Here is a 21,411-nt window from a genome sequence, read left to right as displayed (position 1 = left end):
CCGAGGGAGAGATCCCTCGACCGCAGCCCACGTCGCAGGGATGAGGGCGGAGGGTATGGTTCAGGCAGAGACCACCACATTACGTAGGCTTCCGATGCCTTCGATATGGACGACCGCCTCATCCCGGGGCGCAAGGGCGCCGGAGGCATGCGGCGTGCCGGTCATAATCACATCGCCTGGCAGGAGCGTAGAGAAGCTTGATATGAAGGCGATCTGCTCGGGGATCGAATGGATCAGATTCGAGGTGTTGCCCGAAGCCTCGGGAACGTCCCGGCCATTCAACGAGAAGGAAATCGGCGCGTTCGCATAATCCAGATCGGTCTCGATCCATGGCCCGAGCGGGCAGGAGGTGTCGAAGCCTTTGGAGCGCGTCCACATCGGGTCGCCCTGCTGCAGATCGCGCAAGGTCACATCATTGACGCAGGTGAAACCCAGTACATAATCCATCGCCTTGTCCTCGGGCACGTTCTTGGCGATCCGGCCTATGATCACAGCGACTTCGGGTTCGTAGCACATCTGCTTCGAGTAGGAGGGGTACACAATGGGATCATCAGGTCCTATCACCGCGGTCGAAGGCTTGGCGAAAATCATCATCCGCTCGGGCGGCTCGGTAATATCCGACATACCCGATTCGGCCATGAAAGCGGTATGGGCCTGGTAGTTCTTGGCGAGTCCATACACCTTGGAAGGAATCACCGGGGCGAGCAGCCGAACGCCGTCACCGTCCACGGCATGGCGCTCCCCCGTTGGTTTGACCGTTTGGGCAGACAGCGGGTATCCGTCCAAGGCGATCAGATAATCCTTGTCGTCGGCATCGTCATGCTGGACGAAGGCGTACTGGGGACGGTCATTGAAGGAAAAACGTGCGATTCTCATGCCTTCCAGCATAATGCTCCGGCCCAACCTCCAAATCTCATGCCGGACTTCGGTCCAGCGAATTCGCTCATAACTGATATGGGCCCCAAATGATGCCTGCGCGGGATCGAGGTGACAGTATGGAGACAGGGCTTCGGGCTGAAGGAATATGCGGCAGGCAAGACGAGGCATGAACCTTTCTGCAGGCCCGGCCAGGATCATGAGCATCACGAAAGGGAGGACAAGGATGTCAGACATACGTTCACGCAAGATTCTGATTGCGGTTCACGACTGGGGCATTGAGGAGACCGAGCTGACCAGACCCTTGGGCGATCTGCGCGAAGCGGGGGCACAGGTCACACTTGCGTCACCGACCTCCGAAGACGTCCAAACCGTGCAGCATGATCGCTATCCCGGCGTCACGGTGACCCCCGATGCCCTGCTCTCCGACGTGAAGGCCTCGGATTACGATCTTCTGGTCGTACCGGGAGGCACCTGCAATGTCGACCATCTGCGCATCAATCCCTCGGCAATCGAATTGGCCAAGGATTTCGCCAAGGAAGGCAAGCCCATCGCGGCGATATGCCACGGTCCGTGGCTTCTGGTGAACGCAGGCGTGCTCGGAGGCAAGACACTCACCAGCTGCCGCTACATCAAGGCTGACGTCGAGAATGCCGGTGGCGTGCATGAGGACCGTGAGGTCGTCGTTGACGACGCGAGCGGGTGGAAACTCATCACCTCCCGCAAACCGGATGACCTTGATGCATTCGTCAACGCCATCGAAGACGCGCTCTGATCCTCATCCAGAGGGCTCCGACCGGATCGGCAGCGCTCAGATGAAGGCTCGTGCCCCGAAAATAGCGGTTCCCACGCGAACGATTGTGGTTCCCTCCTCAATCGCATAGGCCATGTCGTGGGTCATGCCCATCGAAAGCTCCCGGCATGATCCGGTCCCGTCCTCCCCGGATGCGGCGATGAGATCCCTCAGACCACGCAGATGGGCGAAGCCTTCCCGGATGCGCGTCTCATCATCGACATGCGCGCCGATGGTCATCAATCCGCGCAGTTCGACGCCTTCCAACGCCGCCATGGCATACGCCAAATCCTCAGCCTCTTCGGGAGCGCAGCCCGATTTCGATTCCTCACCTGATTCGTTCACCTCAAGCAGCACGCCCACCGAGCGGCCCCGGGCAGATGCCCTGCGGGCTATGCGCTCCGCCAGCACCATGCCGTCCACCGATTCTACGGTCGTGACCACAGGCAGTACCTTGTTGATCTTGTTGCTTTGCAACTGCCCGATCAGGTGAAAACCCATATGCTCGGCATGAATGCCGCCAGGCTGCCCGGCACCGGTACCATCGGTGGCGATGCCATCGGTATCGCCTTCGCCTTCCTGCCCTTGGAATCCCAGAGCGAGATTGCGCTGCATGCACAGCGTCTGCAGTCGCGCCGCCTTGACCTCGATCTCCTGAGGCCTGTTCTCCCCGATGAGTCGCACGCCGGCATCAATGGCCGCCATGATTTCGCCGACGTCACGGGTTTTCGTCGCCGCGAGCAGCCGCACCGAATCCGCCGGCCGGCCTGCATGGTCCGCGGCACTGGCGATCCCATCCAAAACACGGTGCACCCCATCGCTTATTTCGATGCCCCGTGCCGGATCCAGGCGCTCGTTGGCGAGATCCTTGTGCTCCATGTATGCGACCATAACCACCCATCCCTGCGGTTCCCGGCTGTTCCAACCGATGATATCCAATCCAACGATAATGCTAGTAGCACCCTCGTTACAGCAGGGATTCCAAGCTGCGATCCTGCCGATTCCCACGCAGATGGTCGAAGGAGAAGGATCGCAGCAGATCCCGTGCACCCAGCGGCTGGGGTTGCTTCAACAGGCCAAGCAGCCAGGCGCATATGCCGATGACCTCCTCGGGACTTCTTCCGGCTTCGCGCAACTCCCCCATATCCACGGAACCGAAACGCTTGGCCATCCGTCTGCCATCCGTATCGTCGATCAGGGGCAGATGCGCGAACACCGGCTCCTGTGCGTGCGATTCGGACGACAGCCGGTCCATCTGCTGATGTCCGGCGCAATGTCTGCGAATCCAGAGCTGGATGGCTGTCGAACGCAGCAAATCCCTGCCTCGAACGATTCTGGTGACGCCCATCAGCCAATCGTCGACAGCCGTGGCGAACTGATAGGCGAATACACCATCCGAGCGCCGGACGATCACATCACCCAGCTCGCGTGACAGAGAGAAGCGTTGCGACCCGAAAACCTCATCATCAAAAACCACCGAATCATCTGCATCGCCATCGGATCCAGGCACCGCTATCCTCCACGAATGCCGGTCCCCTGCGGCAAGTCGGCGTTCACGGTGTTCGCCGTCGATGGACCTGCATGTGCCCGGGTACAGGAGGAAACCGTCGCCTTCGTTCGGCGCCGAAGCCGCACGTATATCCGCACGTGAACAGAAGCACGGGTATATCAGCGGGCCGCCCGACGATAACACCTGCCGCCCCAAGGACCGGAACACCTCGTCGTATAGATCCACACGCGCTGATTGGTATACGGCATCGCCATCCCAATCCAGCCCGAGCCAGTTCAGATCATCCATGATCCAACGATCCGCATCGGCGACCACACGGAAGGTGTCGATGTCTTCGATGCGCAGCCGCACGGATCCCCCGAGGGCGCGTGAATCGAGCCATGCCGCGAGCGCGGCATACACATTGCCGATATGCATGCGCCCTGTCGGCGAAGGTGCGATGCGCCCTACTTCGGTGTTCGAATGAGAAGAATCTGCTGTCATGGTATCCGTGTGCTGGTGTTTGTGTAGATGGTATCTGCGTGGATGGTGTCGATGTAATGATGGTGTCGTCGTGGTCGCGGGCGGGTTGGGCGGTGTTTTGGTTGCTGTGTTTTGATTGCTGTGTTTTGGTTGCTCGGTATCGACTGCCCAGATATCGGCTGCCCGCATCGGGCTGCGTGACGGCGACCCATGCGGCCATATCCGAACAATCATGCCCTGACAATCGTACTCAGGTGTTCACGCTCATGCGATCCACAGTTCTGAATCAAGGGGCCACTCGTTGGGCGAGCATCCTCGCAAGGAGACGGACTGCTGTTGCATCACCGGTGCCGCTCCACCGGCCACCGTGCAGCTCGCCTCGTTGTCGAGATGCCCAAGACGGTGACCGACCTCGTGGTTGATGACCAGACGCCTGTATCTCTCCACGCTTCCACCGGCCTTCAGCCAGTCGGGGGTTCCGCTCGTCCACCGATCGGCATTGATGATCACATCGTTGCCGACCCTGCAACTGTATTCCTCGCTGCATCCATCAGAGAAGGATTTCATTGCGCTCGCCTGTGCCAGAATCAAGGTCATATCGCAAGCGCTGCCGCCGGACGAAGCGGCATATGAGAAGGTGGCCCCTGCACGAGGCCACCCAAGACTGGAATTCAGGGTTTTGAAAACGGTGCTTTCGAACACCTTGATATCCCCGACATCACCTGTTGACGAGACGCAGTAGTGGTACCCATGCAAGGTCTTCCCGCTGCGCCGCGCGACTTCCTGCGCCTTCACCATAATCGCGCTGCGTTGGCCTTCGCTGAGTACGCCCTCCGCACGCGGCGAAGGCGCCGCCTGCTTGAGGATGACGGCACCCTGGCGTATCCGCTCGGATGAGGCCGCGGACCGTTCCTGGATTCGGGTGGCCGGGTCCTGCGCCTGCAGACCATTGACGACCGAGGAGATCAGGACGATCACCATTGCGGTCGCTGCAGCGACCAGCAGCAGTGCCACACTCCTGCGAATCACATACACCCGATGCGATTCCTTGGAACGCGATTTGCGTGCCGCATCGGGTCGCCCGCCGTCCGGGGCCGCTTCGGGATGTCCGCCCAGCGCCACTGTGATCCTGCTGATCGCCGCCGGCATCCTTGTGCTGAAGTATGTCGCGATACGCGACACCACTGGGGATATCAGAGTGCGCGCAGCCCGAAACACCGCAACGCACGTCATTCTGCACCGTCGGAACATCGCTTTGCACCACTCGGCGAATGACGGCATGACCCTCATCTCTCACTGTCTGGGGTATCGCCGCGAAGCATTACCATCGTGTACCGTTGCCACCCGATTCACCGCTGCTGCGATGAGTGGCTGCATGTGTCGGCAAACCCTGATGAGAGCCCAGTATAACCGGCCTGTGTCAATCTCAGGCGAATATCGCGTGGAATATCCAGGCGCCGATGATCGCGCCGGCGATCGGTGCCACAACCGGAATCCAAGCTTCATTCCACCGCGACGAACCTTTGTGGGATATGGGCAGCACCTGGTGGAGCAGACGGGGGACCAGATCCCTGGCGGGGTTCAGCCCCGGGCCTGTCGGCCCACCCAGAGAGGTGACCAAGCCCCAAACGATGAAACCGACCACCAGGGACGCCACGGCAGGGTCCTTCTGACCCCACGGCAGCGAGAGGCAGCACAATGCACCCAGCACGAGGATCAGCGTGCCGAAAAACTCGTTCAGGAAATAATTCGAGCGTGAACCGGCCGCATCGGTGGTGGAGAAGCTGGCGAAAATGGCCTCAGCCTGATCGGTATCGCGATAATGCGGATAGTAGGTGACATACACGATCAGCTGGCCTATTGCGGCGCCGAGCAACTGTGCGAGGATGTATGGAGCCACCTCACTCCACGGGAACAAGCCGTTTGCGGCAAGCGCGAGCGTCATCGCCGGATTGATCTGCGCTCCTGATACCGCTCCGAACATCATGACCGGGAACATCACACCGAAACCGTAGCCCATGGCGATGGTAAGCCACCCCGAGTGATGGCCTTTCGTGGCTTTGAGCTCCACATTGGCTACGGCTCCATTGCCGAATACCATAAGCAGGGCTGTGCCGATGCATTCGGCGGCGAGTCTGGTCATCAGGGGGTAATCCACGATGTTTCCTTAAATTGTTCTTCTCCCGGTGACTTCTCCATGAAAGAGCGAAGCCTGCACCAGTTGCATGGCTGACTCATTCTTACATCGGAAAAGTTGTTTGAACGCCATAAGGACCCGTCATGAAGACGGGTCCTTATGATGTGTGCCCCCGCGGGGGCTCGAACCCCGGACACGCTGATTAAGAGTCAGCTGCTCTAGCCAACTGAGCTACAGGGGCAGTGGCACACACTTGAGCCGAGGAACAACAATACTCAGTTTTTCAGATTGTGCAACTCGTGTCGTGTCCTCGGCCCGAGGATGTTATCCAAAGCCCGCGGATCAAACGATCTTGGGCATCGGGGTGGTCAGGGAGGAGGTGAGGTTCACCTGCACCAGACCGGCACCGGCATGCACTTCGACCTTCTTCAAGGTAACGCTTCGGTCCTGCTCGGCGGCGCTGTCGTCATCGGTCATCGTGGCTGGAGATTTCACCGCGACAACGACCATATCGTCGAGGTCCTTGCCCAAGGACGCACAGAGTTCGCGTGCATTCCCCAGGGATTGTTCGAAGCCTTCACGCAGCAGGACGCGCCCGGCCGGCACTCCGTATGCACTGCGTATGATCCACTTGATGTCATCGACGGTGTCCATTCCCCTGTGACTGTCCAGGGACTCGTCACCGCGCACGGAGGCATCGTCGTGCTGTTCCAAGGCTTCGATGAACGCGTCCAGCTGTTCGGCAAGCGCGTCACCACCATCACGGAAGAGATTGCCGATGATCGGCGTGCGGAATCCCAGATCGGCTGCCTGCTGACGCAACTGGCCCACCTGATCGTCCTCGCCCTCCCACAGGTTGACCAAGGGGAAGGCCGCAAGGCCAAGCCGCTCAAGCCTGTTGATGTGGAAGGGGTAGCGCCAGCTCAGCTTGGGATCGTCGCGCCATGTGGTGGCGCGCGTCACCACCACGGCGGCGGCGGGCCACTGCGCGCCGAACTCACGGGCGGCGATGTCAAGCCACTTCTGCGCACCGGCATCCGTGCCGTATCCCGCCTCAACGACCACCACATCATGCAAGGCGCACGCCAGTTCCACGGAGACCAGGCTCGGTATGCCAATCGAGACATTGGCGAAGGGACCGCAATGCACATAGACCGGGGAGCCTTGCTTGGTCTCGGTAAGCGCCGGTTTGACGGCGTCGCCGAGGATATTGGTGATACGCCACAGATCGATGAAGTCCCCGAAGACGACAGGCTTGCCTTCGAAGCTGCCCGCCACCATCTCCGAGACACGCTGCGCGATCTCCTCCATGCTGCGCGACAGCACGACGATCTGCATCAGCTCACAGGTCGGGGTCAGGACCGTGCGCTCAGGCACATCACCCTTGCCGCGGTCGACTGCGATCTGACGCAGGGAACGCGAGGGCGTCTCCGAAACGCGTGGCACCGCGATCGTGTCCAGACGGCCGTCGTCGACGGCTTTCTCCGCGAATGCGACCAGGAGGTTCTGTGCCGCCGCGATCGCGGCCATCTCTCCGCACAGACCCCAGTCGATCAGTTCAGGATGGGTCAGGGAGGCCTTGCCGCCGCCGGAGGCGCCACCTTTTGAACCGGCTGCGGTGATTCCCATACTCGGTTGCCTGAGTACCGCGGCGGCATCGACGCCGCGTGCGCGCAGAGCGTCGATCAGGGCGATGGTCGTTGTGGTCTTGCCTTCTCCGCGGGAGGCCTTGAGAGGCGTATCGGCGGTCACCAGAACGACTTTGCCGTGCTTTCGCGGTTCTTGCGGATGATCGTGCAGATAACTCAGATAAGCGAAGGCATCTATTTTCTTCACCTGTCCGTATTGAGTGACGTAGCTCTCGTAGGTGGTCATGTGATCCTCTCTGGTTGCTTCTGATTCATCGATCAGAACGGCTTGGTGGCGCGACGACTGGGATGGGGTGGGTCGCCCGCCTCAGTTGTCCGACATGCGGAAGCTATTATGCATATCCATGCTGGCGGTGAACAGCACGCCGTCCAGCAATGCATCCGTGGCCTCTTTGAGCTGTTTGGCCATCGTCTCATTGGCGGTACCCAGAATCCCACGGACTTCCGTATTGGCTGTGGAGGTGTCCTGTGAACCCAGACGGGCCACCTGTTCGTCGGCGGCCTTGACCAGTTGGTGACCGGCCGCCCCCGTGGCCTGCCGATAGCTCTCCACGGCGCTGACGGTTTTGCCGTAGGCCCGGTCGCACAGGGCGGCGATCACCCTGTTCGCCCAGTAGAAGTTCTCTGTTGTCACTCGACCGGTCGTGTCCCCCAGGTACGCAGGAGTTCCGTCGACATTCGAGTAGAAGGGCACCAGGGTGTTGAAGGCGTTCGAACCATATGCGATCCACTGCAAAGACCTGCATGACTCCGGCATATACGGACGTATCTGCAATACCGCAAGCTGCCCGTTGCGATTGATGCCGATCGGACGGAACAGGCCGCGTGTACGCTCATCACCCAACTTGCCGTATGGGTCGTATGGCGTGCCCTGGTAATGCGATGCCAAGACGTATCGAATATCCTCGATGGTGATTTTGCGTTCAGGCTGACGCGCCCACGGGATGTCGTCGGACATCGGGGAATGATCCGCATCAGGCCCGTCCCAGACCTCGTCGTAGGGATTGAGATATCTCTGCATGAACCACGCGCGGGGCGTGTTGTAGACATGGTCCGAATCCGAATGCGAGCCGAATGCGTCACGGGGGTTGAACGGTGAGGTGCTCTCCACCGAAAGGTCGAGGTGGTTGGCAGCGATGAATTCGCGCAGATCCTCGGAGCACATATGTGAATCCTGCTCGCCGAAGGCATCGTCGATGTCGAATTCATCGATACCCAGCTGGTTCGGCATGGTCACGTAGGCCTCGTCGGGCACGCGTTTCGCGATCCAATGATGGCCGCCCACTGTTTCAAGCCACCAGATCTCGTCCACATCGCTGAAAGCGATGCCGTTCATCTCGTAGGTGCCATAGCGCTCAAGCAGGGATCCCAAACGTTCGACTCCCTGACGCGCCGAGTGGATGTATGGCAGCACCAAGGTCACCATATCCTCTTCGCCGATACCCCCCGGAACCTCGGCCTCGTAGCCTTCGTCGCCCGGCTCTCCCTTGGCGCCCGCATACTGCACCAGCGGATCCGCCCCGAGCACACGCTCATTGCTGGTGATCGTTTCGGTCGCGCTCATCGCGATGTTCTCGGCATTGACCCCGGCCTCTGCCCAGATGCCCTGTTTGGCCACCGCATCGGGCATCGCGGTATATCTCATCGCCGTATCATCGGGATACACATCGTCAAGATCGATGCTCAGATGACTGATGACGCTGGTGTAATGACGCGATTGCTCATCCGGCTGCACGACGACGAAACGCTTGGCTTCGAACTCCCCATCCCCGGAATCCTCGTTGCGGGCGATAATCGTGGACCCATCGTAGCTGACATTCTTGCCGACCAGAATTGTGGTGCAGGACATGCGTGACTTCCTTTCCGACAACGACTCACGCTTTCCCTGCATACTCTAGTGCCGGGCTAAGCCAAACGGTCCGCTTCGGCGGGCGGCTAAGCCCTGCTCGGCAGTAGCAGGGTGGCGTAGGCCTGGTAGGCATGCGAGGCGCGGAGCGCCCGTTCCATCTCGTTGAGCCAGAAACCCTCCCGAAGCCCATCCAAGGGTCGAGAGCCCGCCCAGACCCGCAGCAGATACTCATGGCTCCGATCAGGCGGTTGGGGCCCGTTGTACCGCATGGTCACCTGAGGGTTGCTTTTGCCGACGAACGGCGATGCGGCCGAGGTTCGTCCTTGGATGGCGCCCGGTGCGATCATCTGCTGCCGGCGTGAGAGATCGGCGGGAACATGCACGGTGCCTTCTTCGGGTCCGAGCTCCGCCACCGACAGATTGGCCACAGACCAATGAATCCACTGGAAGCCGCAGACCGGGATCGAATCGGGATCGACCAGTTCCCAATGCAGTACCGTGCAATCCTGCGGAACATCCTCGACGATGAAGGGGAAGGAGACCACCGGGACACCGTCCAGACGCCCCGCTTCTTCGGCATACTTGCCGTATTCATCCGGTATCTGTGTGAAATCACTGGAAATCCTCATATAACCAGTATGCCAGTATGCCTTCCAGGCCCATCGCCCATTGGTGATATCAGCCCGAACATTCCATACAAGGATGGATGCTCAGACGACCAGGCTGGAGAAAAGCGCCTCGAAAACGAGCTGTGGCGCCACATTCCCAGCGATGCGACGGCGTGCGACGGCGATACGTCCCAGACGCTCTATGGCTTGGTCGCGATCGAGCCGAACCGAGAGCTCGGTTATTGCGGTTCTGTTCTCCAGGTTGATCAGCCCGACGGAATCCTCGGCGTTGTTCTGCAGCACGCACACATCACGATAGATGCTCGAAACCGAATTCAGCGCGCGATCCAAGACGTCACGCGAACGACGCGTGACTTTGCGCCGCATATCCTCTTTGGCGCTGATCGCATGGTACATCGAACGCAGATTCGAGGGCATCCGCTCGTCCTCACCTAATCCGTTGACTCTGCGGAATGAGCGCTGTTCGGCGGTGACCTGCGCCGCCACATCCTCCTCAGCCTGCCCGCGGGCGCTGTCGATCAGTCTCTCGGCCAACATGACCGCATCCGAAGTGCGTGACATATCGAGCACGCCGACCACCAGTGAGTCCCTGTCCGCCATGACACGCTCATTGGTGGCATACAATCTGGCGATCCCGATATGACCTTCCGCCAGACGCGCGGCACGTGCAGCCACATGTCTGTCCGCATCCGTGTGCTCCATCAGAAAAGCCGTCACCGCCGCACCCGTGGGCACGGCAAGATTCACGGCTCTGGTTCGCGAACGAATCGTCGGCAGCACGTCCTGCGGGCTCGGCGCGCACAGCAGCCAGATCGTGTGTTCGGCGGGTTCCTCGATTTCCTTCAGCAGCACATTCGTGGTGCGTTCCATCATGCGATCGACGTCCTCGATGATGATGATCCTCCACGGAGCGGTGCTCGGCATCTGCTCCGATGTGGAGATCAACTCACGCACCTGATCGATGCCTATCGTCACCGTGTCGGTTGCCAGAATGCTCACATCCGGATGAGTTCCCGAAAGCACCTGCTGCGTCACTCTGGTGGGTTGATCGCCCAGTCCATGATCGGGGCTTTCCAAGGCCGCCGCGAAGGCACGTGCCACATTCGATCTCCCCGATCCGGGAGGGCCGCAGATCAGCCACGATTGGGCGAGCGCGTCACGTCGGTCACCATGCACCTGCGAGACCTGGGAGAGCAGATCCACTGTTGGCTGCTGGCCGACGATGGCATCCCAGACGCTCACAATCGCCGCCCCTCCATGCCTTCCACCGGCTCCTGCGACGCATCCTGTGCGCGCTGCCGCGCAATGAGGGCGTCAAAGTCCTCCTGGATGAGCTCCCACACCTCGTCCGGGGATTGCGTGGCATCGAGCACCATATAGCGTTGCGCTTCGGCTTCGGCGAGTCTGAGGAACTCCTGGCGCGTACGCTCCTGGAAATCATCTCCTGCGACTTCCAGGCGATCCAACTGATGGTGCAGCCTTGCATGGGATTGCTCGGGATCCATGTCCAGCAGATAGGTGCGCTGCGGCATCAGACCTCCTGTGGCCCACTCGCTCAAGCCCCGGATATCCTCGATGGTCAGTTCCCGCCCACCGGCCTGGTAGGCCAAGGAGGAATCAACATAGCGATCACTGACCACCAGATGCCCTCGTTCCAGGGCAGGCCGTATGACCTGGGCGACATGCTGGGCGCGGTCGGCTGCGTAGAGCAGGGCCTCGGTCCGGGGGCTGAGATCATCATGGTCATCGGCCACATCCGAGCCTCCGGCCACAGCGAATGAGGGGAAGGCGGCGATGCCGTGCAGCACCAGTTCACGTATGGCGAGCCCGACCGGAGTCCCGCCGGGCTCCCTGGTGATCAGTGGCTCCAGGCCTTGGGCAAGCGCATATGCACGCAGTCGGTTGACCTGTGTGGTTTTACCCACACCGTCGACACCTTCGAAGGATATGAAGACTCCAGGCATAGCCTCACCCACGCTTGCTCGAAGAAGCGCTCTTTCGCTTCGTGCTCGTTGCTTTCCTCGTGGCCGTCGCCTTCGTTGGTTTCTTTGCGGTCTTCGCCGATGACCGTGAGGTGGACTTCGAGGATACCGACTTGCGGGTACCACGGCTCTTGCGCTTGCTGGGGCCGGCAGCACGCTTCTCGGCAAGCAGACGGAAGGCCTCGGCCGCTTCGATGGCTTCGGGAGTGTACTGCTTGGGGAGTGTCCGGTTCGTCTCTCCATCGGTGATGTAGGCGCCATAGAAGCCGTCTTTGATGGTGACGGGCTTCCCATTGTCCGGATCGGCACCCAGCTCGCGCAGTGGCGGCTTGGCGGAGCCCCTGGCCTTACGCCCGTATTTGGGTTGGGCGAAAAGCTCCTTCGCCTTGGCGATATCGACCAGGAATATCTCGTCCTCGCTGCCCAGAGACCGGGTGTCGGTACTGCCATCGGCGGCGGTTTTGGTCAGATACGGGCCGTACCGGCCATTGTTGGCGGTGACGGAGGCCTCGGTGGTCTTCCCACTCTCGGCATCCTGCTCCTCGATGGTGCCAACCTCCCGGGGAAGGCCCAGCAACTTCAAGGCATCCTCGAGCGTCAGTGTTTCAGGATCCATCGTTTTGAACAGCGATGCCATCTTGGGTTTAGGCGCCGTGCTTTTCTTCGTCCGCTTCTTGGTCTTGCCCTCTCCCGCGCCCTGCTCGACCGCGGACGCTGCGGCTTCCTCGGGCTGCACCAAAGCGACATATGGTCCGAAACGTCCCTTGCGCACCTCGACGGTGCCTCCGGTTTTCGGATCCTTGCCGAGTTCACGCGGCCCTCCGGCATTGCTCGCGATCAATTCATGACCGGCCTGCACGGTCAGCTCATCCGGCGCGATGGTCTCGGGAATGGAGGCTCGTTTCGGATTGCCGGCATCGTCGAGTTCAACGGTGTCTTCAAGATAGGGGCCGTACCGTCCGACCCGCACCTGAAGCCCATCACCGATCTCGATGGTGTTGATTGCGCGCGCGTCGATCTCGCCCAGCTGAGCGACCTGCTGTTGCAGGCCTTCGTGGGCGTCTTCGGCGGAATGGGCGGATTCTCCACCCGTACCGAAATAGAAGCGGGTGAGCCAATCCTTACCGCTCTCCTTCCCATGGGCGATCATGTCAAGACCGTTCTCCATCTGGGCGGTGAACTGGTAGTCCACATACTTCGGGAACTTGCTCTCCAGGAGGGTGACCACCGAGAAGGCCAGCCAGGACGGGATAAGCGCGCGACCACGCTCATACACATAGCCCCGGTCGATGATCGTCGAGATGATGCTCGCATATGTCGACGGGCGTCCGATCTCACGGGCCTCAAGGGTTTTGACCAGGGTCGCCTCGGTATAGCGTGCCGGCGGCTGCGTCTCATGCCCGTCAGCGCGCAATTCCTCAGCACTCAGCACATCGCCTTTGGCCATTACGGGCAGTGAGGCGTTGTTCTCCTCCGCGCGTGACCCCTCTTTCTCATCATGCTTCGTGGCGGACTGGGACTGTTGCTTGCCATCGCCGAAGGCCTTGAGGAAGCCGGGGAATTCGATAACCGTTCCCGATGCCTGGAATATGGCTGTGCCGTGCTTCGCGCTCTGCGCTTCGATTTTGACCGTCGCGGTCGAACCTGTGGCATCCGCCATCTGCGATGCCAGGGTCCTGCGCCAGATCAGGGTATACAGCTTCAGCTGGTCGGGAGGAAGCTGGGCAGCCAGCTCGTCAGGTGAGCGGAAGTGCGAACCCGCCGGACGGATGCACTCATGGGCCTCCTGGGCTCCGGCCGTCTTGGTGGTGTATTGCTTCGGTTTCTCGGAGAGGAACTGCTTGCCGAAACGCTCCTGAACGCTTTCACGCGCCGCCGCTATGGCCTCCTGCGACAAGGTCACCGAATCGGTACGCATATAGGTGATATGGCCGTTTTCATACAGGCCCTGAGCGGCACGCATCGTGGCGCGTGAACTCATACCCAGCCTGTTGCCCGCGGTCTGCTGCAGCGTGGAGGTGGTGAACGGAGGCTGGGGACGACGGCGATACGGCTTCGTATCCATGCCTTGAACCGTGAAGTCCTTGTCCTTGAGGTCCTGCGCCAACGACTCGGCCTGCTCCTGATCGACACGCACCGCGTCGTCTTTCACCGCCGCAGCCGTCGGATTCCCCGACTCGTCAAAATCCTTGGAGCTCGCCAGACGTTTGCCGTCGAGTTGGACGAGCCTGGCGTCGAAGCCCTGCGCGTCGCCATCCTGCCCATCCCGATCCTTGGGGAGCAGGGATGCGATCACATCCCAGTATGCGGTGCGCACGAATGCCATGCGCTCACGCTCACGCTCGACGATCAGGCGTGTCGCCACCGACTGGACACGACCCGCGCTCAATCCGGGTCCGACCTTGCGCCAGAGCACCGGCGAAAGCTCATAGCCATAGAGCCGATCCAGCACACGACGCGTCTCCTGCGCATCGACCATATGATCATCGACGTCTCGCGTCTTGCTCAGTGAAGCCTTGATCGCCTCGGGGGTGATCTCGTGGAAGACCATGCGCCTGACGGGAACCTTCGGCTTCAGCGTCTGGACGAGATGCCACGCGATGGCTTCCCCTTCGCGATCCTCATCAGTTGCGAGGAACAGTTCATCAGCCGATTTCAATGCGCTTTTCAGCTCGGCCACCGTCTTCTTCTTATCGCCGTCAACGATGTAATACGGTGTGAAATCGTCGTCGATATCGACGCCGAATTTGCCGAACTGCGCTTTTTTCGCGGCCGGCACCTGCGAAGGTTGGGCGAGATCCCGGATATGACCGACAGATGCCATCACGGTATAGCCGTCGCCGAGGTATCCGCCTATTTTCTTCGCTTTCGTGGGGGATTCCACAATGACGAGCTTCGTGCCGGTTGCCATCGACATCTCCTTATCGTCTATCGTCCATCGCAGGTAATCATACTCATGTGACGTACGCAACATTACATAACGGTGTTCCAGAAGCTTTCGAAAGCTTATGCCACACCTTGAGGGGGAGCGGGCGGGGCGCCCACAAGACCGATTTTGCTCAAGGGCGAGGCCGTTATGTGCCGCATCGCCAGCAGGAGACCGAAGATCAGTGCCGTGAGCCCCAGCTGCATAACCATGAAGGATATATGAGCACCGGAACGTGCCCATTGTGCGCTGAACTCAAGACCGGGCTGTATCTGCCACGCCACATAGGCACCATATGCACACGCAAGCACGCCAGCGGTGATCATCACGCTCGAGACGATTTGCACACTCGCCGATGACATACGCGTACCGAGCGCATCCATACCCGACCGTCGGGTGAATGCCAGCATGATGAAAGCCAGACCACCCGCAATCAGCAGAGCCATGATGGTGTCGGTGGGACGGTGCCATTGGCCGTCCACGACGGACAGTGCGACCAGGAAGGATATCCCCACCGCGACCACGGCCGCGACGGCACGCCAGGCCCGAGGCACCGCACACACCAGGATCACGCCTGCCGCACAGGCCAGAAGCGTATGACCCGATGGGGCCGAATTGCTCTGGCTTGCCAGCGAATTGATCAGTACCGGGCGAGGCAGCGCACCCTTCAGCAATCGAGGGATCACCGCACACACCACCATGAATACGAAGAGCTGGCCCAGGAGCCACCATCTCTTGCGCAGCACCGACACCACAATGACGATCACGGCCAGCACGACCGCAACCGCGGGTACCGCATAGGTGTTGGTGAACAGGCTCAGCGCCGGCGTGAGCCATGAGGGAACGGCATCATGGAAATGCGTCCAGACCAGGTCATCGTATTCCTGCCCCGTCACCGTGCGCACACCGACCCACCACGTTATGGCCGAGGCGAGCAGCAGCACCACGCCGATGACGGCGCACAGCACCCGTGAGGAACGATGAGGGCGGATCATCAGCGGATCGCTCTGCGCGAGCTGCGCGCTCAGATCCTCGACAGCCGGGGTTGCGCCCTCCTGCCCCGCTTCGGTATCTTGCACATCAGAAATGTTGCTCATACCTATGACTGTACGGCTCTCAGCTCCCGGCATGCTGATTGCCGGCCGAATCCTGCACATCGTTCACAGGAATACGCAGGGCCAAGATGATTGCGAGGAGGGGCCAGACCGGGATCGAGGTGACGGCGGATACACCGGTGGCGGACCTTGTCCGCGGTGTAAAAAGAGTAAACTCCTACGCACCCGTCAGAGGCCACTTACCCTTGCTGCATTCCTGCCCTGGGGGGATTGGGTGACATAACGCCACGTAGGAGCACCGACCATACTACCCGAATGCCCGACTATCGCAAACCGCGAACAGCGGATATGCCACTGTGCGCGTATCGGACAGCACGGATCCGGAATCCTGCGCCGCCTGCGTGGCCGGTGCTCGATAGCATCCCCTAGGCGCTTTGCGGCATGTCCCGGGATGTCCCCTTGATGGTCGCAGGGAAAGGTCGGATCACGGAATGTAGTATTGGGGTGATTCTGAAGCGATGCGAGCGAAGGTTGTATATGGATGCTGATCTGGTGATTGTTGGCGCGGGCCTGTTTGGTCTCACCATTGCGCAACAGGCCGTCGAACACACGGACGCCCGTGTCGAGATCATCGACATCCGCGACCACATCGGAGGTAACGCATACAGCTACCTCGATGAGGAGACCGGCGCCGAGATCCACAAGTACGGGGCCCACCTCTTCCACACCTCGAATCGACGGGTATGGGACTATGTGAACCGTTTTACCTCTTTCACCGACTATGTGCACCGTGTATACGCTACCCATGACGGCGAGGTCTATCCGCTGCCGATCAACCTCGGCACCATCAATCAGTTCTTCCGTGCGCATTACACACCGCAGGAGGCGAAAGCCCTGATCAATGAGCAGGCCGGTGAGCTCGCAGGGACCGACCCCGAGAATCTGAACGACCAGGGCATCAGCCTTATCGGGCGTCCCTTGTATGAGGCCTTCATCAAGAATTACACCGCCAAGCAATGGCAGACCGATCCCAGCGAGCTGCCGGCCTCTATCATCAAAAGGCTTCCCGTCCGCTTCACCTATGACAACCGCTATTTCAGGGACACGTGGGAGGGACTCCCGAAAGACGGCTATACCGCATGGTTCGAGCGCATGATCGACGATGAACGCATCCACGTGCATCTGGGCACGGATTTCTTCGACACCGGCCAGGCACTCAACAAAACCGCGCTCGTCGGCAAGGTGCCTGTCATCTATACCGGCCCCGTCGATCGCTATTTCGATTACGAATTGGGTGCTTTGCAATGGCGCACGGTTGATTTCACCGAACGCCGCTATGACGAGGATGACCATCTGGGCTGCCCCGTGATGAATTTCCCGGATTCGGATGTGCCCTTCACCCGCGCCATAGAATTCAAAAACTTCAACCCGGAGCGCCGGGATCGGCAGAATCACGAGAAGACGGTGGTGTGGGAGGAGCATTCCCGTTTCGCGCGGCGTGGGGATGAACCCTATTATCCGGTGAACACAGCGGAGGATCGGGCGCTCTACAAGGCGTACAAGAGGAAGGCCGAAGCCGAGGAACAGGTCATTTTCGGCGGCAGACTCGGTACCTACGCCTATTACGACATGCACCAGGTCATCAACAGTGCTTTGATCTGCTTCGAGAAGCAGGTTGCGCCTTTGCTCTGATCCTCTCGCCGGACGGTCACTGGCGCAGGCGCCTGCGCCGTCCCGGTTGGGGATGCCGACACGGCCCATGGGTGTCGGCGAAAGCAATCGGCCCTTGAACCCGCTGTTTCGTCGGGTTCAAGGGCCGAATCACAACAGTTGCCTCAGGCGCGCCACACATCCTTGCCTGCGGCCTTGGCCGCGGCGACATCGGCGTTGAGCTGCGCTTCGGTCGATTCCACGCGGCCTTCGATGAATTCCTCCACCAGACAGCGTGCCTCGTTATCCTCATGCTGCACTGCCGGGGACTTCATGAAGTAGGAGCTGGGAGCCAGGATCGGTCCTGAAAGGTGACGATCCAGGGCGATCTTCGCCGCGCGAACGGCATCGATCACGATACCGGCGGAGTTCGGCGAATCCCATACCTCAAGCTTGTATTCCAGATTCAGAGGGACATCACCGAAGGTGGTGCCTTCCAGACGCACGAAGGCGAACTTGCGGTCATCAAGCCATGCCACGTAATCGGAAGGTCCGATATGCACGTTGCGCTCTTCCATATCGTGAGGGACCACGGAGGTGACCGCGCGCGTCTTGGAGATCTTCTTGGACTCAAGGCGCGAACGCTGCAGCATGTTCATGAAGTCCATGTTGCCGCCGACATTCAGCTGGTAGGTGCGGTCGAGACGAACGCCGCGATCCTCGAAGAGGCGGGCCATCACGCGGTGGGTGATGGTGGCGCCGACCTGGGATTTGATGTCGTCGCCGACGATGGGCACACCGGCATCACGGAACTTCTGCGCCCACTCGGGGTCAGAGGCGATGAACACAGGCAGGCAGTTGACGAAACCGCAGCCGGCCTCCATTGCGGCCGTGGCATAGGCCTTGTCCGCAGCCTCGGATCCGACGGGCAGATAGCTGACGAGGATGTCGACCTTCTTGTCCTTCAGCTCCTTGACGACGTCAACCGGCTCCGCATCGGACTCAGTGATCATCTGGCGGTAGTACTCCCCCAGACCGTCGTTGGTCGGCCCCCGCAGAACCTCGACGCCGAGATTCGGGACGTCGGCGAACTTATAGGTGTTGTTCTGCGATGCGGCGATGGCCTCGCTCAGATCCTTGCCGACCTTGAGTGCATCAACATCAAAGGCGGTGACGAACTCAATGTCCCGGACCCGGTATCCACCGAAGTTGGCGTGCATGATGCCCGGGATCTTCGCACCGTCCTCGGCGTCCTTGTAATATTCGACTCCCTGCACCAAAGACGAGGCACAATTGCCTACGCCGGCGATAGCAACGCGGATGCTCATAAAAACTCCTCTTACATGAAGAATGTAGTACTCCAACCCTCAATCATACATAGCGAACCCTGATAAAGGCAGTTAAGGAGCGTCATTCGCCATAGTTCAGACATTTTCCCACGGTGTTCGAAAAGCATTCCCTCTTCGCGAGGAACGAACAAAACGTACGAGAATCATGGATATTTCGATGCCGGGTGACAGCTTTTCATGAGCACGGGTTAGCGTGGTGGGCATGGCATCTCAGACCCGAAGCGTCAGTTCGACCGCGGGACATCCCGATTCAAAGGGCACAGGCAGCAGGTCACGGACATCCGGCTCGCGCTCCACCCGATCGAGGAAACCCACTCACCAGACAGGCAAGCATCGCCCGTCCAAACACGGCAAAGGCAAGAAGAAGCATCTGCTGCTCAAATGGACACTCGGCGTGGTGGGCTTCCTGATCATCGGATTCGTCGCGGCCTTCGCATACCTGTATGCGACCACGGAGATTCCCGAACCTGGAACGACCGCACTCGCGCAGAAGACCACGGTGTATTACTCCGATGGGAAAACACCGATCGGCTCATACGCCGAACAGAACCGGGAGATCATCGACTGCTCCACCCTGCCCAAATACGTGGGCAACGCGATCGTCGCATCGGAGAACCGCAGCTTCTATCAGGACAACGGACTTGATCTCAAAGGCATCGGCAGAGCGTTGTTCAACAACGTGACGCAGGGCACCAGACAAGGCGGCTCCACAATCACCCAGCAGTATGCCGAACGATATTATCTCGGGGAGACCACGAGTTACACCGGCAAGCTGAGGGAGGCCCTCCTCGCTCTGAAGATCACCCAGACGCAGGATAAAGACACCATTCTGTGCAATTACATGAACACCATATATCTCGGACGTGGGGCATATGGCATCCAGGCCGCCGCGGAGAACTACTTCGGCAAGAGCGCCAAGGACCTGACGATGCCGGAAGCGGCCATGCTCGCGGGCATCATCCCCGCACCCAGCACCTGGGACCCTGCCATCAACGCGAAAGAGGCCGAAATCCGCTTCAAACGCGTGCTCAACATCATGCAGGAGGATCAGTACATCAGCGCCAAAGACCGTTCCGCCGCCAAGATGCCGACCACAATCGCCTATACCCAGGAGAATGTGTATTCGGGTCCGAAAGGTTATCTGCTCAACATGGTGCGCAGTGAGCTGGTCAGCAACAAGGCCTTCACCGAGGAGGAGCTGGAAACGGGCGGATATTCGATTGTGACGACGATCGACAAGTCCAAACAGGACCTGATGTACCAGGTGGCCAGCCCTTCGGCGGGCGACAAAGGCCTTCCCTCGGGTGTGCAGGTGGGCGGCATCAGCGTCAACCCGAAGGACGGCTCGATCATCTCGCTCTATGCCGGGGACGACTATCTCAAGCACCAACTCAACAACGTATCCCAGGCCACCTTCCAGGTCGGCTCCACGATGAAGTCCTTCACCCTGCTCGGCGCGATCCAGGACGATGTGAGTCTGAACACCACCTTCAACGGCAACTCCCCACGCACCTTTACAAGCGTCGGGAAATCCGTGGCGAACTCCGGGCTCATCAGCTACGGGACGGTGAACCTCTATTCCGCTATAGCCCATTCGGTCAACACCGTGTTCATGGATCTGAACCAGCATGTGACGGCGAAGAAGACCGCGGAGATCGCCCATAGCGCGGGCATCACCGGGAAAATCGACGACACGACCACATTCAACGCATTGGGAGTGGACGCCCTGAGTGCCCTCGACCTCACCAGAGGATATGCGACCATCGCGAATGACGGTAATAAAACCACGCTGCATATCGTCAACACCGTCGACAGCCCTAAGGGCAAGGAGCTCTACAAGGCCACGACCAAGGCCGAGCAGGTCTTCGACTCCAACGACGTCGCCCTGCTGCAAAAGGCGCTGACCGGCACCATCAAATACGGAACCGGCAAGGTCGCGAACTCCATCAGCAATACGATGGCCGGAAAATCAGGAACCGCGAACGACGACACCGCTGCGAGCTTCGTGGGCTTCACGCCTTCGGTCCTCACCACATTCGGCATCTGGTACCCCGGCGATGACGGAAGCGCGCAGAAAGTGCCCACCTTCCTCGGATACTCGCACGGCTCCGGGTACCCCGCCTATCTCTTCTCGGAATACATGAGCCAGGCGTTGTCCGGTGTAGCGGATGAGCAGTTCCCCACCGCCACCGACAACGGCAAGGTCGGCGGACCTGACGGGACATGGGGCTATGGCAGCGGTTACTCCTCATCGCAGTCGGACGGCTCGCAGAGCCGGCGGCAATCCGATTCGAGTGGCAGCAGCAGTTCACCGAGCGCCAGCGAATCCGCCTCGCCTTCGGCATCCGCCTCGAGTTCGTCAGCCGCTCCCACCCAGGAACAGAGCACTGAGGCTCCGACAAACACGTCGACCGAAAGTGCGTCACCATCTCCCAGTACTTCCGGCAGCTAGAATTCTTCTCCGGGAATCCGAGTGGGAGCGCACAAAGAACAGTGTGCATATCCGCAAGTGAACACATACGCTGTGTCCCGTGCGGATATGCA

At 60.1% G+C, this 21,411-nt stretch carries 16 protein-coding genes, 1 tRNA gene and 1 other RNA gene; 3 read left to right on the top strand and 15 right to left on the bottom strand.

What is annotated here, in order from left to right; translation table 11 throughout:
* Window positions 1–60: 60 nt before the first annotated feature.
* Window positions 61–876, bottom strand: coding sequence for a fumarylacetoacetate hydrolase family protein (locus BPSY_RS04275; protein ID WP_033494922.1), 816 nt, complete (start codon window positions 874–876; stop codon window positions 61–63).
* Between the two features lie 226 nt (window positions 877–1,102).
* On the opposite strand from BPSY_RS04275, the gene BPSY_RS04270 reads away from it, so the two are divergent.
* Window positions 1,103–1,651, top strand: a complete 549-nt coding sequence (locus BPSY_RS04270) for a type 1 glutamine amidotransferase domain-containing protein (RefSeq protein ID WP_033494920.1) — start codon at window positions 1,103–1,105, stop codon at window positions 1,649–1,651.
* Between the two features lie 36 nt (window positions 1,652–1,687).
* Here BPSY_RS04270 and BPSY_RS04265 read toward each other — a convergent pair whose 3' ends face one another.
* The 13 genes from BPSY_RS04265 to ffs all read right to left on the bottom strand — a co-directional run bounded on the left by BPSY_RS04265 (window position 1,688) and on the right by ffs (window position 16,170).
* A complete protein-coding gene (locus BPSY_RS04265) occupies window positions 1,688–2,560 on the bottom strand; it encodes a YggS family pyridoxal phosphate-dependent enzyme (RefSeq protein WP_033494587.1) in 873 nt (290 codons plus the stop codon).
* A gap of 76 nt (window positions 2,561–2,636) precedes the next feature.
* Window positions 2,637–3,662 carry a glutamate--tRNA ligase family protein gene (locus BPSY_RS04260; RefSeq protein WP_081884244.1) on the bottom strand — a complete coding sequence of 342 codons (1,026 nt, stop codon included), beginning with the start codon at window positions 3,660–3,662 and terminating at the stop codon, window positions 2,637–2,639.
* Window positions 3,663–3,905: 243 nt separating this feature from the next.
* Window positions 3,906–4,826 (bottom strand): DUF3152 domain-containing protein, encoded by a 921-nt coding sequence (locus BPSY_RS04255; RefSeq protein ID WP_238556803.1) that lies wholly within the window; start codon window positions 4,824–4,826, stop codon window positions 3,906–3,908.
* Between the two features lie 241 nt (window positions 4,827–5,067).
* A complete protein-coding gene (locus BPSY_RS04250; protein WP_033494586.1) occupies window positions 5,068–5,799 on the bottom strand; it encodes an MIP/aquaporin family protein in 732 nt (243 codons plus the stop codon).
* A 146-nt stretch (window positions 5,800–5,945) separates the two neighbouring features.
* Window positions 5,946–6,019, bottom strand: a tRNA-Lys gene (locus BPSY_RS04245).
* A gap of 101 nt (window positions 6,020–6,120) precedes the next feature.
* Complete coding sequence (locus BPSY_RS04240; protein WP_033494585.1) at window positions 6,121–7,653, bottom strand: formate--tetrahydrofolate ligase; 1,533 nt, start codon at window positions 7,651–7,653, stop codon at window positions 6,121–6,123.
* A gap of 81 nt (window positions 7,654–7,734) precedes the next feature.
* Window positions 7,735–9,276, bottom strand: a complete 1,542-nt coding sequence (locus BPSY_RS04235) for a C69 family dipeptidase (RefSeq protein ID WP_033494584.1) — start codon at window positions 9,274–9,276, stop codon at window positions 7,735–7,737.
* A gap of 86 nt (window positions 9,277–9,362) precedes the next feature.
* Window positions 9,363–9,905 (bottom strand): YbhB/YbcL family Raf kinase inhibitor-like protein, encoded by a 543-nt coding sequence (locus tag BPSY_RS04230; RefSeq protein WP_051921698.1) that lies wholly within the window; start codon window positions 9,903–9,905, stop codon window positions 9,363–9,365.
* 81 nt (window positions 9,906–9,986) lie between these two features.
* Window positions 9,987–11,147: a DNA polymerase III subunit delta' gene (locus BPSY_RS04225; protein WP_033494583.1), complete on the bottom strand. Its 1,161-nt coding sequence runs from the start codon at window positions 11,145–11,147 to the stop codon at window positions 9,987–9,989.
* Complete coding sequence (gene tmk, locus BPSY_RS04220; RefSeq protein ID WP_033494582.1) at window positions 11,144–11,869, bottom strand: dTMP kinase; 726 nt, start codon at window positions 11,867–11,869, stop codon at window positions 11,144–11,146. Before tmk ends, BPSY_RS04225 begins: the two co-directional genes overlap by 4 nt.
* Window positions 11,870–11,873: 4 nt before the next feature.
* Window positions 11,874–14,798, bottom strand: coding sequence for a type I DNA topoisomerase (gene topA, locus BPSY_RS04215; protein WP_033494912.1), 2,925 nt, complete (start codon window positions 14,796–14,798; stop codon window positions 11,874–11,876).
* Window positions 14,799–14,893: 95 nt separating this feature from the next.
* Entirely contained in the window at window positions 14,894–15,910 is a 1,017-nt protein-coding gene (locus tag BPSY_RS04210; RefSeq protein ID WP_051921697.1) for a phosphatase PAP2 family protein, read from the bottom strand.
* Between the two features lie 161 nt (window positions 15,911–16,071).
* An RNA gene (ffs, locus tag BPSY_RS11375) (signal recognition particle sRNA small type) lies at window positions 16,072–16,170 on the bottom strand.
* 235 nt (window positions 16,171–16,405) lie between these two features.
* On the opposite strand from ffs, the gene glf reads away from it, so the two are divergent.
* On the top strand, window positions 16,406–17,560 hold the full coding sequence (gene glf / locus BPSY_RS04205) for a UDP-galactopyranose mutase (protein ID WP_033494581.1): 1,155 nt from the start codon (window positions 16,406–16,408) through the stop codon (window positions 17,558–17,560).
* A 143-nt stretch (window positions 17,561–17,703) separates the two neighbouring features.
* Here the strand turns inward: glf and BPSY_RS04200 are convergent, their stop codons facing one another.
* Window positions 17,704–18,846, bottom strand: coding sequence for an inositol-3-phosphate synthase (locus BPSY_RS04200; RefSeq protein ID WP_033494580.1), 1,143 nt, complete (start codon window positions 18,844–18,846; stop codon window positions 17,704–17,706).
* A 223-nt stretch (window positions 18,847–19,069) separates the two neighbouring features.
* Between BPSY_RS04200 and BPSY_RS04195 the strand changes: the two genes are divergently transcribed.
* Window positions 19,070–21,319 (top strand): transglycosylase domain-containing protein, encoded by a 2,250-nt coding sequence (locus BPSY_RS04195; protein ID WP_051921696.1) that lies wholly within the window; start codon window positions 19,070–19,072, stop codon window positions 21,317–21,319.
* Window positions 21,320–21,411 lie beyond the last annotated feature (92 nt).

The sequence above is a fragment of the Bifidobacterium psychraerophilum genome (genome assembly GCF_000741705.1).
In the GTDB taxonomy this organism is placed as follows: domain Bacteria; phylum Actinomycetota; class Actinomycetes; order Actinomycetales; family Bifidobacteriaceae; genus Bombiscardovia; species Bombiscardovia psychraerophila.
Note: the sequence above shows the minus strand (reverse complement) of the source record. Positions and strands in the feature narration are given on the sequence as shown.

What these genes read in the sequence shown, in the direction of transcription:
- BPSY_RS04195 (WP_051921696.1), top strand. Translation starts at nt 19,070, where the DNA reads ATGGCATCTCAGACCCGAAGCGTCAGTTCGACCGCGGGACATCCCGAT.
- BPSY_RS04235 (WP_033494584.1), bottom strand. Translation starts at nt 9,276, where the DNA reads ATGTCCTGCACCACAATTCTGGTCGGCAAGAATGTCAGCTACGATGGG.
- BPSY_RS04200 (WP_033494580.1), bottom strand. Translation starts at nt 18,846, where the DNA reads ATGAGCATCCGCGTTGCTATCGCCGGCGTAGGCAATTGTGCCTCGTCT.
- glf (WP_033494581.1), top strand. Translation starts at nt 16,406, where the DNA reads ATGGATGCTGATCTGGTGATTGTTGGCGCGGGCCTGTTTGGTCTCACC.
- BPSY_RS04265 (WP_033494587.1), bottom strand. Translation starts at nt 2,560, where the DNA reads ATGGTCGCATACATGGAGCACAAGGATCTCGCCAACGAGCGCCTGGAT.
- BPSY_RS04275 (WP_033494922.1), bottom strand. Translation starts at nt 876, where the DNA reads ATGAGAATCGCACGTTTTTCCTTCAATGACCGTCCCCAGTACGCCTTC.
- tmk (WP_033494582.1), bottom strand. Translation starts at nt 11,869, where the DNA reads ATGCCTGGAGTCTTCATATCCTTCGAAGGTGTCGACGGTGTGGGTAAA.
- BPSY_RS04210 (WP_051921697.1), bottom strand. Translation starts at nt 15,910, where the DNA reads ATGAGCAACATTTCTGATGTGCAAGATACCGAAGCGGGGCAGGAGGGC.
- BPSY_RS04270 (WP_033494920.1), top strand. Translation starts at nt 1,103, where the DNA reads ATGTCAGACATACGTTCACGCAAGATTCTGATTGCGGTTCACGACTGG.
- BPSY_RS04230 (WP_051921698.1), bottom strand. Translation starts at nt 9,905, where the DNA reads ATGAGGATTTCCAGTGATTTCACACAGATACCGGATGAATACGGCAAG.
- BPSY_RS04260 (WP_081884244.1), bottom strand. Translation starts at nt 3,662, where the DNA reads ATGACAGCAGATTCTTCTCATTCGAACACCGAAGTAGGGCGCATCGCA.
- BPSY_RS04240 (WP_033494585.1), bottom strand. Translation starts at nt 7,653, where the DNA reads ATGACCACCTACGAGAGCTACGTCACTCAATACGGACAGGTGAAGAAA.
- topA (WP_033494912.1), bottom strand. Translation starts at nt 14,798, where the DNA reads ATGGCAACCGGCACGAAGCTCGTCATTGTGGAATCCCCCACGAAAGCG.